The following is a 14,438-nucleotide window of genomic DNA, read 5'->3' as shown; positions in this document are numbered from 1 at the left end:
TCATATACTGACTTAACGAGAATAACACCAAGATGAAAAAAATTAGTTTTTATTTTTTAGCAGCCGGTTTGACTTATTTCTCATCACTGTCACCCATTGCGGCTCAATCCATTTCAGGCCATATTGAGGCACCCGCGCAAGTTAAACAACTGGTTGTTTACATGCAGGCGGAGGGTTCCGGTAAATCGGGTCAATCCCAGAAAACACATGTAGTTTCACAAAAAGACACGGAATTTCATTCGCCGCTAACCGTTATCGCCGCCGGAGATAAGGTTCAATGGAGCAATGATGAAAGCAAGGATATAGACCATAATATTTTTTCACTGAGCCCGTTGACGAGTTTTGATTTAGGCCTGGGAGAAAAAGGCTCTAAACTGGAGCAAGCTTTTAAAACTACCGGTATTGTTAATTATTACTGTTCGGTTCATAAGAACATGGAAGGCAAAATAATAATTTTACCTGACCGTTATTATCAGGTTTTAGACCGGCCTGGGGATTTTTTAATCGACAATCTGCCGGAGGGCGAATGGACTTTAAATGCGGTCGTGTTACATCTGCGCTACAAAGCGGAGTCTATCAAGTTAAGCGTCGGCAAAGATCCTATTAAAAACCTGACTTTAAAGATTATAAACAAATGAAATATTTAATCCTGTTGAGTGTTGTCATTCTGTCCGCGTGTACCGCCGCACCTAAAGTTATAAAAGGCAAAGGCGGTGTTTATGGTATGTTGTCCGCCGATTCTCATCCCGCTATTAACAAAAAGATGGAAAATGATCCCGGCGCGGTTTCGATATATGGGGAAATGAAGACGGGCGGAATTAAATATCAAGCCGATATGGTCAATTACGCCAAACTGGATGAGTTATATGTCGGCCTGATTCAAGCAAACTTGCCGCCTCAGCAACATCAATTGACCGCCAATACTGAAGGAATGTCGTTAAAGTCTATCGCATTGGCATTAGGCGATACGATACAGCTTCATAACAACACCAAGCAAAGCCAAAATTTTTTCGTTGCCGAGACCTCCTCGACCGGCCAAAGGATTCAAACACTTCCCAGCCTGGACGCCGGTGCTACTGCAATCTTTAAAATTGAACTGGAAGGTGATTTGGAACTGTTATCCGAAGATAACGAATCGCTTAAAACGGTACTGTTTTCCAAAAAAAATATGCTGACAAAACGTGTGTCCAGCGGCGACAACTATCAGTTCGACAATCTTGCTCCCGGAAGCTATCAATTGATTTTCTGGTATTGGCGTTTGGGTAAAATTCAACAAACTGTTCAAGTCCGGGCTGAAGAAAATGTCCGTGCAGATAAAATTTTAACGGTTGATAGCGTTATCAATCCTTATTAATCAAGATACTTAAAAGAACCTTAACATTGACCCAAGAGGGAGTTATGAACAAACGATTACTATGCGCCGCATTATTGTGGCTACCGGTTTTTGCAAGCCATGCTGCGACAACTAAAGTGTCCGAGCATGTGTTGGGGAACGGGTTAAAAGTGCTGGTTAAGGAAGATCACCGGTCTCCGGTGGCGGTGTCCCAGGTTTGGTACAAGGTCGGCTCAAGCTATGAGCCGGGCGGTATCACCGGCCTTTCCCACATGCTTGAGCACATGATGTTTAAAGGCACCGACAAGCATGCGCCCGGCGAGTTTTCCCGGATCATCGCCGAAAACGGCGGCGAGGAAAATGCGTTTACCGGACAGGATTACACGGCCTACTTTCAAACCATGGAGGCTTCAAGGCTGGCGGTCAGCTTTGAACTGGAAGCCGACAGGATGCGCCATCTGCACCTGCTGGCCGATGAGCTGAAAAAAGAATTGCAGGTGGTGACCGAAGAACGCAGGATGCGCACGGACGATAATCCGCAAGCGAAAATGCAGGAGCATTTCAATGCAATGGCTTATACCAACAGCCCGTATAAAAATCCTGTGATCGGCTGGCCTTCGGATATTGAAAACTACAAGATCGAAGACCTTCAGGCCTGGTACCAGCGCTGGTATGCGCCCAATAATGCGACGCTGGTCGTGGTCGGCGATGTGCAGCCCAAAGCGGTGTTTGCGCTGGCGGAACAATACTTTGCCGATCTTAAGCCCAGCGAGCTTAAACCGCTAAAGCCTCAGGCCGAAGTCGAGCAGCTGGGCGTTCGGAAGATGACGGTCAAGTTACCGGCAAAACTGCCGTACCTGGTCATGGGCTACAAGGTGCCGGTATTGAAGACGGCGCAACATGAATGGGAAGCGTATGCGCTGGAAGTCCTGGCCGGAGTGCTGGACGGCGGCAGCAGCGCCAGATTGGAGTCGGGACTGGTGCGCGGCAAGCAAATCGCCGTTTCCGTCGGAGCCGGTTATAGCCTGGCTTCAAGATTGCCGGAATTGTTTACGCTGGAAGCCACGCCCGCCGAAGGAAAAACCGTCTGGGATCTGGAAAACGCACTAAAGGACGAGATTACCAGGCTGCAAATCAAGCTGGTCGATGACGATGAATTACAGCGCATTAAGGCTCAGGTACTAGCCAAGGCGGTTTACGAGCGGGATTCCGGTTTTTATCAGGCCATGCAGCTGGGCATGCTGGAGACGGTCGGCCTGGGCTGGAAAGTGGCCGATGAATATGTAGAAAAAGTTAATCGGGTTACCGCGGAACAAGTGCGTGACGTCGCGCGTAAGTATCTGGTTGAAGACAAATTGAGCGTCGCTTATCTGGAGCCCTTGCCGATCACCGGCAATATCACCGAGACCAAGACAACAAAAGGAGTTAGATAATGCGTATCCGTCTGTTAAGTTTTATGTTGGCCGCTTGGCTTGCGGCTTTTTGCAACCCGGCGCAGGCCGCGGCAAAAATCGAACACTGGCAAACGCCGCAGGGCAGCCGGGTTTATTATGTGCATACCGAAGGCTTGCCGATGGTGGACATACAGGTGGCGTTCGACGCCGGAAGCGCGCGTGACGGCCGTCAGTTCGGCCTGTCTGCATTGACGTCCGCATTGCTGGATACCGGGGCCGGACAATGGAATGCCGATCAAATCGCCCAACGTTTTGAAAGCGTCGGCGCGCAGTTCGGCGCCAGTGTTTCGATCGATATGGCGTCCGTTTCGTTGCGAACCTTAACGGATAAACCCCTGTTCGATAAGGCGCTGGAAACCATGCAGGTCATTTTGACCAGCCCGAGTTTTAATGAAGCCGATTTCCAGCGGGAAAAAAACCGGACCTTGGCCGGTTTAAAACAACAGGAAGAATCGCCCGCCGAGCTGGCCGGCATCGCCTACTACAAGGCCTTGTACGGCGATCATCCCTACGGGCATCCGACTTCCGGCGAGATCGTCACGGTCTCCGGTTTTGAGGCGGCGGACCTGCGCAGCTTCTATCAGAAATATTATGTCGCCGCCAATGCGGTGGTCGTGATCGTAGGCGATTTGTCCAGACAACAGGCGGAGCATACCGTAGAGACGCTGGTCTCAGGCTTGCCGGTCGGCCAAAAGCCGGAACCGTTACCTGAAGTGGTCATGCCGGTCAAAGCGGGCAAACAGCATATTGACTTCCCCTCAACTCAAACCCATGTTCTGGTCGGGATGCCCGGCACCTATCGTAAAGATCCCGATTACTTTGCCTTGTATGTCGGCAACCACATTCTGGGCGGCGGCGGACTGGTGTCCAAACTGTTTGAGGAAGTCAGGGAAAAACGCGGGCTGGCCTATAGCGCGGGCAGTTCGTTTGCGCCGATGTTCCGAAAAGGGCCGTTTACGGTCAGCCTGCAAACCCGTAACGACCAAACCGGCCAGGCATTGGAAGTGCTGAATAAAACCCTGGCCGATTTTATCGCGCAAGGGCCGACGGAAGCCGAGCTGATTGCCGCCAAGAAAAACATCACCGGCGGTTTTGCAATGCGTTTCGATACCAATAAAAAACTGGCCAGCTATGTATCGATGATCGGCTTTTATGAAATGCCTCTGGACTATCTGGATACGTTCGAGCAAAACGTCGAAAAAGTGACGGCCGCATCGATAAAAGACGCCTTTAAGCGCCGCATCGACCCGCAGCTAATGCAAACCATCACCCTGGGCGGGAGCGGCAACAAGAGTGAAAAATAAGCTCAGGATTATCGGCGGGGACTGGCGCAGCCGGCAGTTAAGCTTTGTCGATGCGCCCGGATTAAGGCCCACGCCCGCAAGAGTCAGGGAAACGGTGTTCAACTGGTTGCAGTATGAAATTGTCGGAAAGCAGTGTCTGGATTTATATGCGGGCAGCGGCGCTTTGGGCTTTGAAGCCGCTTCCCGAGGCGCCAAGTCGGTCGTCCAGGTGGAAAATAATGCCCAGGCCTGCGGCTGCTTAAAGGACAATGCGGCGGCGCTGTCCGCCGGGCAGATAAAAATCGTACAAAGCGATGTGTTGCGCTATTTGACCGGCGAGCCGCAAGCCTTCGATGTAGCGTTTCTCGATCCGCCGTTCGGCCTGAATCTGGCTGTTCAAACCTGTAGACTGCTGGAGGAAAACGGCTGGCTGGCTAAGCATGCAAAGATTTATGTTGAAACCGAACGTAACGTCAATTGGTCGGGCATGCCCGCAAATTGGCGGCAGCTGAAAAGCAAAAGCGCGGGCGAAGTCGGCTATCATTTGTTTGAGCGTACTGAATAGCCGGCTTGTGACTGCATGGAGCTGTCCATGCAGTTATTTCCTTAAATGAGTATTTAAAATCATATTCTTGGTATAGAATTGCCGCTTTTTTTGAAAACCACCGACCATGTCTAGCACCGCAATTTATCCGGGTACTTTTGATCCCATTACCAATGGGCATTTAGACCTGATTGCCCGAGCGTCCAGGCTTTATCATAAAGTGGTCGTCGCCGTGGCCGTTAACCGGGGCAAGACCCCGTTATTTTCTCTGAACGAGCGGGTGGATATGGCTAAAGCGGTTACCTCGGAATTCCCCAATGTGCTGGTGATCGGCTTTGACAACCTGCTGGTCGAGTGCGCCAAACAACAGGGCGCCAATGTGATTTTGCGCGGCTTGCGCGCGGTATCCGATTTTGAATATGAATTTCAGCTGGCCGGGATGAACCGGCGTCTGGCGCCGGAACTGGAAACCGTGTTTCTGACCCCGGCCGAACAGTATGAATTTATTTCCTCGAGCATGATTAGGGAAATTGCCCTGCTGAACGGCGATGTGTCCTGTTTCGTGCCGGATCTTGTCCACCAATGCTTAATTAATAAATTCAAATCCGAGCAAAAATCATGACCCTGGTTATTGATGACAATAAATGCGCCCGGTGCGGCGTCTGTGAACCCGAGTGCCCGAATGAAGCGATTGTTCAGACCGAGGATGCTTATGTGATTGATCCCGCATTGTGTACCAATTGCGCTGAACACTACGGCGAGCCCCTATGTGAAGCGGTTTGCCCGAATGACGGCATCCACAAAGTCAAAGAGAGCTTGTATAAGAAGTGTTTGAATTTATTTGGTTGAACATTAAGTGTTCATCAATGTCGTGTTGTAATTTGTAGGAGTATGTATGGCCCTTATTATTAATGAAGAATGTATCAACTGTGATGTATGCGAACCGGAATGCCCAAATGGCGCGATTTCCCAAGGCGAGGACATTTATATCATCAATCCTGAGTTATGCACCGAGTGCGTGGGGCATCACGATTTGCCGCAATGCATGGAGGTTTGTCCGGTCGATTGTATCGACAAAGACCCCAAGCATGTTGAGGACAAGGAAAGTCTGTATCAGAAGTATTTGAAGTTGATAGGCTAGGCTGGCTTGCACTCAGATAAAAAATAGAACACGGATTTGCGGATTTTTTATTCGCGTTTATCCGCCAAATCCGTATTATCCGTGTGCGATTAAATACCGTTCTTTAAGTTGAGGTTTATGCCGTCAACCAATCCAGACTTTCAGCGGTAGTTCCAACCGGCTTATATTCCGCCCCCACCCATCCCGAATAGCCCGAATCCTCAATGGCTGAAAACACCCGGCCGAAATCAATCCGGCCTGTACCGGGCTGCCCGCGTCCAGGGCAATCGGCGAACTGGATATGGCCGATCTTATCGGCATGTTCGTCAATAAATGTCTCGGGCTTTTCGCCCATCATTTGCATATGATAAATATCGTACTGCATGAACAAGCCGGGGCGGTTTAGCCGATCTAACACGTCGAGCATTTGCGCACCGCTATGGATGATAAATCCGGGCATGTCGTGAGTGTTGACCGCTTCAAACACTGTCTTGATGCCCAACGGCGAAAAGGCCTCGGCGGCGTAACCCAGGTTTTCCTTAAAGGTTTGCAGATATTGCTCTAAGCGGGTTTTGTCCAGGCAACGTCCCGGCAGGACATTGACCGCTTCCGGCTTTAACAGCTTGGCATATTCGACGGCTTGAGCGACGGCCTGCCTGAATTGGTCGCGCTTTTCAGGCACGCAGGCCAGCCCTTCGCCGCCTTGCAATAAATCGGCGGCGGCTACGTTGAACAAAACCAGTTTCAAGCCGTATTCATCCAGTTTGTTTTTGATGTCCGTTGCGCATAGGTCGTAAGGAAATTGGATTTCAACGGCGTTAAAGCCCGCCTGCTTGGCGGCCTTGAAGCGCTCGATAAGTGTATCTTCGGTAAACAGCAGGCTCAGGTTGGCGGTAAAGTTAAGCATCGGTTTTACTATAGAGTTTGATTAAGGTGGAAGGGTCTTGTTCCAGATAACCGTGGCTGCCGTGCAATTGCATCAGCTGCGCGGCCAGGGCGGACATCGGGACTGATGTACCCTGTTTGGCGGACAAATCGGCCGCCATGTTCAAATCCTTCAACAGCGTTTTAACCCGCCATTTAACCGGCTCAAAGGCTTCGACCGCCATTTCGGGAGCGACAATTTGCAAGGGTTTGGAGTCCGCAAAACCGCCTGCCAATGCGACGGGTATTTGCCCCGCATCAACACCGGCCTGTTTGGCCAGCGCCATCATTTCGGCAATAACCAGCACATTGCAGCCGACGATCATCTGGTTGCAGATCTTGGTAATCTGGCCGCAGCCCACCTCGCCCATGTGAGTCAATTGTTTGTACAGCGGCGCTAGGACGATCCGGGCAACTTCGATATGTTCCGCGCTGCCGCCCGCCATAATCGCCAGACTGCCTTGCTCCGCACCGGCGACGCCGCCGGAAACCGGTGCATCGACCCAGCCCATGCCGCATTTTTGATGCAGCAGCGCCGCTAATTGCCGGGTGTTTTCCGGGTGGATGCTCGATAAATCAATCAGCAACTTGCCCGCTGCACCGTTGGGGGCAATATTATTTAGTACAACCAACTCTACAACCGCCGTATCGGCCAGGCACAGGATAATCACCTCGGAAACACGGACCAACTCGGCTACGGAAACGCAGGCTTTAGCGCCCGCTTCAATGACTGGCTGGAGCTTTTCAGGGCTGCGGTTCCAGACATTGACGCTAAAGCCCGCATCCAGCAAACGCAAGGTCATCGGTTTACCCATCAGGCCGATGCCGATGAAACCGAGGGATGGTTTTTTATTTAACATGGTTTTTAACTTATCGCTGATTAATATTTAGGATGAAGCGCCTGGATCGCCAAAGCGCTGATAATTCGTTACGCCATGCATAGCAGGCGGCTTTAACTGCAAATTCTACGATATAATGCCGTTTAATGGCGGCTTAAGTCCGGCCATCCGGCGCTGTTTTTTAATATAAACCCTTGCTGCGTTTTGCCGGCAAGTTTAATCGAGAGGAAGTTTGCGTGGCAAAAGCGAGTGAGTTAAAAAGAGGCATGGTGGTTGAAATAAACGGCGTACCCCATGCGGTTAAACAGGTCGATGCCAAGAGCCCGTCATCCCGCGGCGCATCGACCTTGTACAAGATCCGTTTCACCAATCTTAAAACCGGCCAAAAACTGGACGAGTCGCTAAAAGGGGACGATTTTTTCAAGGATGCCGACCTGGTCCGCGCCAAGGTGCAGTTTTCCTATATCGATGGAGACAATTATATTTTCATGAATATGGAGGATTACACCCAGTACAGCTTGAGCAGTGAGGACTTGGAAGGACAAATCGAGTATCTGACCGAAGGCCTGGAAGGTATAGTGGCCTTGCTGGTGGACGATGCGGTGCTGGGCATTGAACTGCCCAGTTCCGTGGTACTGCCGATCGTGGAGACGGCCCCGGCGATCAAGGGAGCAACCGCATCAGGGCGCACCAAAACCGCCAGGGTCACTACCGGCCTGGAAGTTCAGGTACCGGAATATCTGGAACCCGAGGAGTTGATCAAAATCAATACCGAAACCGGCAAGTTCATGTCCCGCGCTTGAGCCATGTCCAATCATCTAACCGTTGCCCAAGGCGAATTTGAACTAAACCGGCTGCCGAAACGGCCGAGGGAGTTGCTGCGCGCCTGGGACGCGGCGGACGAATATCTGCTCGACACGGTTGCGGAACAGCTGCCACTGCCGGATGGTCCGGCAACGGGCGCGCGGATTTTGATATTGAATGACAGTTTCGGCGCACTGTCCGTAGCGTTGAGCGCTTACCGGCCTTATGCGATGTCGGATTCCTATCTGTCGCAACAGGCCACGCGGCTTAATCTCGCCGTAAATAACTTGCCTGAACATAGCGTCAGCTTGCTGAACAGCCTTGAATCGCCGGAGGGCGTATTCGATCTGGTGCTGATTAAAGCGCCGAAAACCCTGGCCTTGCTGGAGGACGAGCTGATACGCCTGCACCCGCATTTAACGCCTACAAGCCGGGTGATTGTCGCAGGCATGATCAAGACCCTGCCGCCCTCGGTTTGGAAACTGCTGGAGCGCTTGGTCGGTCCGACGACAACCTCGCTGGCAAAAAAAAAGGCGCGGCTGGTTTTTGCATCGCCTGATGCCGAATTGATTATTCCGCCTAGCCCTTATCCGCTTTGTTACCGGCTTGAAAATACCGAGCTCCTGATTAGCAACCATGCCAATGTATTCTCGCGCGACAGTCTCGATATAGGCACTCGCTTTTTTCTCCAGCATCTTCCGTCCCGGCAGGATGCTTGCGACATTATCGACTTGGGTTGCGGCAACGGCCTGGTCGGTTTAATCGCCGCAGAACGCTGCCCTTTGGCGACGGTGCATTTTGTCGATGAGTCTTTCATGGCGGTGGCGTCGGCCAGGGATAATTTTCAGCGTGCTTTTGGGGAACAGCGCCAAGCGACTTTCCGCGTCGGCGACGGCTTGATCGGGGTTGAATCGGAGTCCGCCGACCTGATTCTGTGCAATCCGCCGTTTCATCAGCAAAATACCGTAGGCGACCAGATTGCCGCCGGCTTGTTTAAACAGTCAAAAAGGGTGCTGCGCAAAGGCGGTGAATTATGGGTGATCGGCAACCGGCATCTGGATTATCACAGTTACCTTGGCCGCCTTTTCGGCGCGCATTCGATTATCGCGGCCAACTCAAAATTCCTTATCGTGAAAGCGGTATCGGCGGCTTAACTTGCAGGACAGGCGAAAAATTAAGGCAAAAAAAACTCCCGTCGCCTAAGCAACGGGAGTAAAAATCAAACAGGAGAGATACTGTTTGAGGCAGGATACCAAGAGGTGGTAGAAACTTTAACCCAGCAATCTGCGACTTAACAGCATATTGCTGAATATTGCGGCTGTTGCAAACATGATGGTTGAAACAATGAACTCGCCGGAAAGAAAGCCCAGAATACCAACAACAAACATCAGCCCTATTAGAATATCTCTTTGAAAATCAGTCATTTTAAAGCCCCTTTAATTTTCGGTAAGAAGTAATCAATGTTGGTTATACTATATATGCGTACCTATGGATTGACAATATCAGCTATTATTAACTAATAGTTTCCTATATGAATACAATTGATTTTTAAGCATTGGCTTTCGTTGTTAAGTAACGGAAAATTAGCCTAAATTCTTTTGCCTTTAGCCGGAGGCTTTGGATAATAGTCTTTATGAGTTCGTAAACACGACCCGAATATTTATTAAGCTTTGTGATTGCAAAGCGTGAGACGAGGATATGCAAAAAAAAGAATATCAGTTAAAACCGGGGAATCCTTACCCTTCCGGTTCCATAGCTAAAAACAAGGGGGTTAATTTTTCCATTTTCAGCCGTTATGCAACGCATGTGGAACTTTTACTGTTTACTACCTCGGATTGCGATGAACCCTTTCAAACCATAGTATTGCAGGAGGAAATCAACCGGACTTTCTTTTCCTGGCACGTTTATGTGGTCGGCTTGCCGACCGGCACTTGGTATGCGTGGCGCATGGACGGCCCCAATCAGGTCCGTGAAGCGGGCCTGCATTTTGATAAAAACAAGCAACTGATTGATCCTTGGGCGCGCGCCGTCAGCCATCAACGCTGGAGCCGCAAAGCCGCATGCATGCCCGGCGACAACAAACTTAACGCGATGCGCTGCATCGTCGTTGACGACCGGTATGACTGGGAAGGCGATGTGCCGCTACGCATTCGCAGCGAAAAAGCCATTGTCTACGAACTGCATGTCGGCGGATTTACCCGGCATCCTTCCTCGGGAGTGGCTCATCCGGGTACTTTTGCAGGCTTGATTGAAAAAATCCCCTACCTGCAAAAGCTTGGTATCACTCACGTTGAACTATTGCCGGTCATGGCTTTCGATGAGCAGGACGTCCCTCAATACACGGCCGATATGGGATTGAAAAACTACTGGGGTTATAGCACTCACAGTTTTTTCAGCCCGCATCCAGGCTACTGCGTCACCCCGGAGCAGGGAACCCATGTGCAGGAGTTTCGCGACTTGGTCAAGGCGCTGCACCGGGCGGGCATAGGCGTCATTATGGATGTTGTGTTTAACCATACCGCAGAAGCCGGCGCAGACGGCCCCATCATTAATTTCAGGGGCATCGGGGATGACATTTTTTATCATCATGACAAGTTCAACAAGAGCATTCTTCATGACTATACCGGATGCGGCAATACGGTAAACGCCAATCATCCTCTGGTTGCCAACTTCATCATCAGCTGCCTGGAATATTGGGTCAGGGAAATGCATGTCGACGGTTTCCGTTTTGATCTGGCCAGTGCACTAGCACGGGGTGAAGACGGCAAGGTCCTGCAAGACCCCCCTTTGCTCTGGGGTATCGAGCTTTCGGCACAGCTGGCCAAAACCAAACTGATTGCCGAAGCCTGGGATGCGGCCGGGTTGTATCAGGTCGGCAGTTTCCCCGGCTATCGGTGGGCCGAATGGAACGGCAGATACCGGGATGTTATCCGGCGTTTTGTGCGCGGCGATAAGGGCTTGGTCAACGAACTTGCGACCCGTCTCTGCGGCAGTAACGACCTGTATGAACACAAAGGGCGTCTGCCCATTAACAGCATTAACTTTGTAACCTGTCACGACGGATTTACCTTGTATGACTTGTTCAGTTACAACGAAAAACATAATTATGCTAACGGCGAGCATAACCAGGATGGCTGTAATAATAATTTAAGTTACAACTGCGGCATTGAGGGAGAAACCAAAGATCCAGGCGTTCTGGCGTTACGCAGAAAACAGGCGAGAAATGTTTTCACGATGTTGCTGCTCAGCCAGGGAGTCCCGATGCTGCTTGCAGGCGATGAGATATTAAACAGCCAGCACGGTAATAATAATTGTTATTGCCAGGATAATGAGCTGTCCTGGATAGACTGGCGCATGACCGAGAAAAATGCCGATATGTTGCGTTTCGTTCAACTGATGATAGCGTTGCGCAAAAGACATTCATCCATTATGCGGCGGCGTTTCTTAACCGGGAAACCCATCGATGGCCGGGAAATAGCCGAAATCCAATGGCATGGTACTGAACTTAACAAACCGTTATGGGATGACCCGGAGTCCAGCGTTCTGGCGTTTACCCTGGCGGGCATTGAAAGTAACGAACCCGACCTGCACATCGTGATGAACATGTCAGACCGGCCGGTTATCATTGAGCTGCCGGTTATTTACGGTTATGCATGGTGTCTGGCCTTGGACACGTCGCTGGAATCGCCGCATGATATTGTGCCGCCACAAGATCAAAAAACGGTGAATGAAAATTTTTATTCGGTGAATACCCAAACAGTCGTGGTTTTTGAGAATAGAGAATGCTAAATAAATCAGTTGCATTCAAACCGTTGAAAGACATGGCCGGATCGTCTTGCAAAAAAACGCTTGCGATTTTCGCGGCTACGCCGAACCGGTAATCGAACGGCACCCGTGAATCTTCAGCAACGCTATTAAAACAAAAGACTTCAATAAGCCGGTTTTATGCGGTCAACCGATGAGGTTTTCCAGGAGGTGTAAGGTAAGAGGGTTAAAAACAAAAAGACTTCCAAGACCGGTTAAGCCTTGGAAGTCTTCAAGTCGCTGTATTAATCAGTTCAAATAGGGGGAGGGTCATTCGCATGATAATTGTCCGGCTTTGCCCCGTTTACGGTTTAAGTTAACGTTACTGGCAATAGCCGCAGTTGCGAATAGTGTAGATGAGATAATGAATTCACCGGAAATAAAGCCCAACAGGCCGGTTATAAATACCGTTCCGATTAAAATATCTTTGTAAAGGTCGTTCATGAGTAAATCCTCGTATCAAGTTGAAAAGGTTTTTCTAAACTACGGCTCAACTATAATAAAGAGGCCTATTGATGGCAATAGCCAAAAAAGTAGACAGATTGTTTCCTTTTTTTATACATTAAATTCATAAACGGTTCATCTAATGTGCGTACATAATACATATCAGTCTCCCTGTCTGTCTTTTGGGGCGAAAGTCCGGTCGGCCCCAACAAAAACAGTTGAACTACGCAATGGCATTGCCACCTAACTTTACGATCAACACGATAAACCGTAAAAACAGCATAAGATCAACGCACTGGTTGCCGAGATTCCTCCCCATTACAACAACCGCCATTTCTTCATTCGGTAAATTCTTAGCAAAAAAACCAGCTTATAGCATCCATTGCCTGCCGAACTAACTGAGTGGTGAAAGCATCAGGATCAATAACAATACGAAGAAAAGAATCTTTCTTTACCTGGAACCGGTGTTTTTATTCTCGGCCGGTTTATTGAATTCCCGCTCCGGTTCCCGTTTAAAAAGATAACTTAAACCAGGTTTTTCAGATATATGAAAAATTACCCAGCAACGCGAGTACGGCCTTAAAAATACTGTTCTTTGAGTCATCCATTGTAATGACGCCTTGCTTTGCTTCTTCGATTTTGAAAATGAGCGACCGACTGCTCAAGTATTGAAACAACCTCTTCGTAATCAATAATGTTTTCACTAGCGCCGTAAATATAATCCGCCAGCTTGGTGATTGCCGCCCAGTTTGCATCATTATTTACAAAGTCAAACGCTGCAGTAAACAGTTCATTCAATTTATCGGTTTTTTGCTGTTCATCGGCAGAGAAACTTTGTAAATATTCATCAACCAGAGCAAGATCGGAACTGCCGCCATAATTTTTTAAGGCTTTCAAGTTGATTAACTGACGATTAAATAGCTCGTCATCTTTGTCGACGACATATTTAGCTTCAGCTAAAGGTCCAATAAGCAGATTAATGACATCCGCATCAAAAGCAGCCATGTAATCTTTTGCCGATTGCCTGTTCGCATCATTGTGCTCCGTTAAATTCTGCATTGAGAGCGGTAAAAACTCAATTAACCGCCCTCCTTCCACTCGCGCAATACAATCGTCATCGGTTGTTTGATAAGGTCTCGCATCAGTGTCCGTCGCGCCGCTCATCCCCTTAAAGACAATCTTAAAAAAAACCGGCGGCGAGCGCCTGGCTTTGTTGTTTAAATAAATACCCGCGGTATGCCCCGCTTCATGGAAAGCAACACGCTGTTTGTGTTTTTTTAATTTATCCTTGCTGAGAGTCCCGGTTATCTTGTTTCGTTTCATAATAAACACCATAGTTTTAAATCAAAAAAATTACTCATCATGAAACCAGTAAAAGCATTGTTTTTTAATTTCCGATTCAGCCTCGAGCCAATCTTCCATGTCATGCCCTCCTATACCCCCTCTTTTTTTGAATTTACTATAAGCCCGTTCTGTAACCATTTTGCGAAACTTGCCCTCATCAAAAACGACCTTATTCGATTCTTGCTCTGAATTAAAATCAATCACAACCTCACCTCCTGCACATTTCCAAAAAATATCAATCCTTATTCATTTTATGGCAAAAAAATAATGGGACGATATGTATAAACGGCAGCAAATCTAACACAACAAGTTAGCCGACATAACTCGTACAAACACTTATGTTTTATTTTATTTCTATAAATTCAATAGCTTGAGATACAGCCAAACCTTAAGACAATCGCTTTCTCGACCGTCATTTATAATCAACAGGCGTTATGATTCTTTAGCGTCGGTGAGGTGCGTTTTTCTTGATGATTTCTTGATCTGGATAATGGGGGTTCCATCTATAATCAGCGCAACCTGTATGACAGGATATGCCGTGCAAG

Annotated in this window: 17 protein-coding genes; 11 read left to right on the top strand and 6 right to left on the bottom strand. The window is 49.0% G+C overall.

From position 1 onward, the window contains the following. The first annotated feature begins 32 nt into the window (after nt 1-32). The 8 genes from V3O24_RS13175 to V3O24_RS13140 all read left to right on the top strand — a co-directional run bounded on the left by V3O24_RS13175 (nt 33) and on the right by V3O24_RS13140 (nt 5,755). Nucleotides 33-638: a hypothetical protein gene (locus V3O24_RS13175; RefSeq protein WP_104424144.1), complete on the top strand. Its 606-nt coding sequence runs from the start codon at nt 33-35 to the stop codon at nt 636-638. Then, the gene (locus V3O24_RS13170) at nt 635-1,354 is read left to right on the top strand and encodes a hypothetical protein (protein ID WP_331307577.1); all 720 of its coding nucleotides are present in this window, start codon (nt 635-637) and stop codon (nt 1,352-1,354) included. The genes V3O24_RS13175 and V3O24_RS13170 overlap by 4 nt, the downstream gene beginning before the upstream one ends. A 44-nt stretch (nt 1,355-1,398) precedes the next feature. Next, the gene (locus V3O24_RS13165; RefSeq protein WP_331307576.1) at nt 1,399-2,766 is read left to right on the top strand and encodes a pitrilysin family protein; all 1,368 of its coding nucleotides are present in this window, start codon (nt 1,399-1,401) and stop codon (nt 2,764-2,766) included. Continuing rightward, nucleotides 2,766-4,091, top strand: coding sequence for a pitrilysin family protein (locus V3O24_RS13160; RefSeq protein ID WP_104424141.1), 1,326 nt, complete (start codon nt 2,766-2,768; stop codon nt 4,089-4,091). Before V3O24_RS13165 ends, V3O24_RS13160 begins: the two co-directional genes overlap by 1 nt. Then, on the top strand, nt 4,081-4,635 hold the full coding sequence (gene rsmD / locus V3O24_RS13155; protein ID WP_331307575.1) for a 16S rRNA (guanine(966)-N(2))-methyltransferase RsmD: 555 nt from the start codon (nt 4,081-4,083) through the stop codon (nt 4,633-4,635). Before V3O24_RS13160 ends, rsmD begins: the two co-directional genes overlap by 11 nt. Before the next feature lie 106 nt (nt 4,636-4,741). Further along, nucleotides 4,742-5,236: a pantetheine-phosphate adenylyltransferase gene (gene coaD, locus V3O24_RS13150; protein ID WP_104424139.1), complete on the top strand. Its 495-nt coding sequence runs from the start codon at nt 4,742-4,744 to the stop codon at nt 5,234-5,236. Beyond that, nucleotides 5,233-5,463, top strand: a complete 231-nt coding sequence (locus tag V3O24_RS13145) for a 4Fe-4S binding protein (protein WP_331307574.1) — start codon at nt 5,233-5,235, stop codon at nt 5,461-5,463. The genes coaD and V3O24_RS13145 overlap by 4 nt, the downstream gene beginning before the upstream one ends. A gap of 46 nt (nt 5,464-5,509) precedes the next feature. Then, complete coding sequence (locus V3O24_RS13140; RefSeq protein WP_104424137.1) at nt 5,510-5,755, top strand: YfhL family 4Fe-4S dicluster ferredoxin; 246 nt, start codon at nt 5,510-5,512, stop codon at nt 5,753-5,755. Nucleotides 5,756-5,870: 115 nt separating this feature from the next. Here the strand turns inward: V3O24_RS13140 and V3O24_RS13135 are convergent, their stop codons facing one another. Continuing rightward, the gene (locus V3O24_RS13135; RefSeq protein WP_331307573.1) at nt 5,871-6,641 is read right to left on the bottom strand and encodes a TIM barrel protein; all 771 of its coding nucleotides are present in this window, start codon (nt 6,639-6,641) and stop codon (nt 5,871-5,873) included. Further along, nucleotides 6,634-7,518 carry an NAD(P)-dependent oxidoreductase gene (locus tag V3O24_RS13130; protein WP_331307572.1) on the bottom strand — a complete coding sequence of 295 codons (885 nt, stop codon included), beginning with the start codon at nt 7,516-7,518 and terminating at the stop codon, nt 6,634-6,636. Before V3O24_RS13130 ends, V3O24_RS13135 begins: the two co-directional genes overlap by 8 nt. Before the next feature lie 215 nt (nt 7,519-7,733). Between V3O24_RS13130 and yeiP the strand changes: the two genes are divergently transcribed. Continuing rightward, nucleotides 7,734-8,300, top strand: a complete 567-nt coding sequence (yeiP, locus tag V3O24_RS13125; RefSeq protein ID WP_331307571.1) for an elongation factor P-like protein YeiP — start codon at nt 7,734-7,736, stop codon at nt 8,298-8,300. 3 nt (nt 8,301-8,303) lie between these two features. After that, nucleotides 8,304-9,455 carry a methyltransferase gene (locus V3O24_RS13120; protein WP_331307570.1) on the top strand — a complete coding sequence of 384 codons (1,152 nt, stop codon included), beginning with the start codon at nt 8,304-8,306 and terminating at the stop codon, nt 9,453-9,455. A gap of 117 nt (nt 9,456-9,572) precedes the next feature. On the opposite strand, the gene V3O24_RS13115 is transcribed toward V3O24_RS13120, so the two are convergent. After that, entirely contained in the window at nt 9,573-9,725 is a 153-nt protein-coding gene (locus V3O24_RS13115) for a hypothetical protein (RefSeq protein ID WP_181049894.1), read from the bottom strand. A 274-nt stretch (nt 9,726-9,999) separates the two neighbouring features. Between V3O24_RS13115 and glgX the strand changes: the two genes are divergently transcribed. After that, nucleotides 10,000-12,090, top strand: a complete 2,091-nt coding sequence (gene glgX, locus V3O24_RS13110; protein WP_331307569.1) for a glycogen debranching protein GlgX — start codon at nt 10,000-10,002, stop codon at nt 12,088-12,090. A gap of 285 nt (nt 12,091-12,375) precedes the next feature. On the opposite strand, the gene V3O24_RS13105 is transcribed toward glgX, so the two are convergent. From V3O24_RS13105 to V3O24_RS13095, 3 genes are all read right to left on the bottom strand, one after another. Beyond that, entirely contained in the window at nt 12,376-12,549 is a 174-nt protein-coding gene (locus V3O24_RS13105; RefSeq protein ID WP_181049893.1) for a hypothetical protein, read from the bottom strand. 600 nt (nt 12,550-13,149) lie between these two features. Further along, entirely contained in the window at nt 13,150-13,872 is a 723-nt protein-coding gene (locus V3O24_RS13100; protein ID WP_331307568.1) for a hypothetical protein, read from the bottom strand. Nucleotides 13,873-13,902: 30 nt separating this feature from the next. Next, a complete protein-coding gene (locus tag V3O24_RS13095; protein ID WP_331307567.1) occupies nt 13,903-14,097 on the bottom strand; it encodes a DUF2934 domain-containing protein in 195 nt (64 codons plus the stop codon). Between the last annotated feature and the right edge of the window lie 341 nt (nt 14,098-14,438).

The sequence above is a fragment of the Methylobacter sp. Wu8 genome, assembly GCF_036440755.1.
Taxonomy (GTDB): domain Bacteria; phylum Pseudomonadota; class Gammaproteobacteria; order Methylococcales; family Methylomonadaceae; genus Methylobacter_A; species Methylobacter_A tundripaludum_A.
Note: the sequence above shows the minus strand (reverse complement) of the source record. Positions and strands in the feature narration are given on the sequence as shown.

Bases quoted from the DNA above. Each gene is read 5' to 3' on its own strand.
- V3O24_RS13175 (WP_104424144.1), top strand. From the start codon at position 33: ATGAAAAAAATTAGTTTTTATTTTTTAGCAGCCGGTTTGACTTATTTC.
- V3O24_RS13170 (WP_331307577.1), top strand. From the start codon at position 635: ATGAAATATTTAATCCTGTTGAGTGTTGTCATTCTGTCCGCGTGTACC.
- V3O24_RS13165 (WP_331307576.1), top strand. From the start codon at position 1,399: ATGAACAAACGATTACTATGCGCCGCATTATTGTGGCTACCGGTTTTT.
- V3O24_RS13160 (WP_104424141.1), top strand. From the start codon at position 2,766: ATGCGTATCCGTCTGTTAAGTTTTATGTTGGCCGCTTGGCTTGCGGCT.
- coaD (WP_104424139.1), top strand. From the start codon at position 4,742: ATGTCTAGCACCGCAATTTATCCGGGTACTTTTGATCCCATTACCAAT.
- V3O24_RS13145 (WP_331307574.1), top strand. From the start codon at position 5,233: ATGACCCTGGTTATTGATGACAATAAATGCGCCCGGTGCGGCGTCTGT.
- V3O24_RS13140 (WP_104424137.1), top strand. From the start codon at position 5,510: ATGGCCCTTATTATTAATGAAGAATGTATCAACTGTGATGTATGCGAA.
- V3O24_RS13135 (WP_331307573.1), bottom strand. From the start codon at position 6,641: ATGCTTAACTTTACCGCCAACCTGAGCCTGCTGTTTACCGAAGATACA.
- V3O24_RS13130 (WP_331307572.1), bottom strand. From the start codon at position 7,518: ATGTTAAATAAAAAACCATCCCTCGGTTTCATCGGCATCGGCCTGATG.
- V3O24_RS13120 (WP_331307570.1), top strand. From the start codon at position 8,304: ATGTCCAATCATCTAACCGTTGCCCAAGGCGAATTTGAACTAAACCGG.
- V3O24_RS13115 (WP_181049894.1), bottom strand. From the start codon at position 9,725: ATGACTGATTTTCAAAGAGATATTCTAATAGGGCTGATGTTTGTTGTT.
- glgX (WP_331307569.1), top strand. From the start codon at position 10,000: ATGCAAAAAAAAGAATATCAGTTAAAACCGGGGAATCCTTACCCTTCC.
- V3O24_RS13105 (WP_181049893.1), bottom strand. From the start codon at position 12,549: ATGAACGACCTTTACAAAGATATTTTAATCGGAACGGTATTTATAACC.
- V3O24_RS13100 (WP_331307568.1), bottom strand. From the start codon at position 13,872: ATGAAACGAAACAAGATAACCGGGACTCTCAGCAAGGATAAATTAAAA.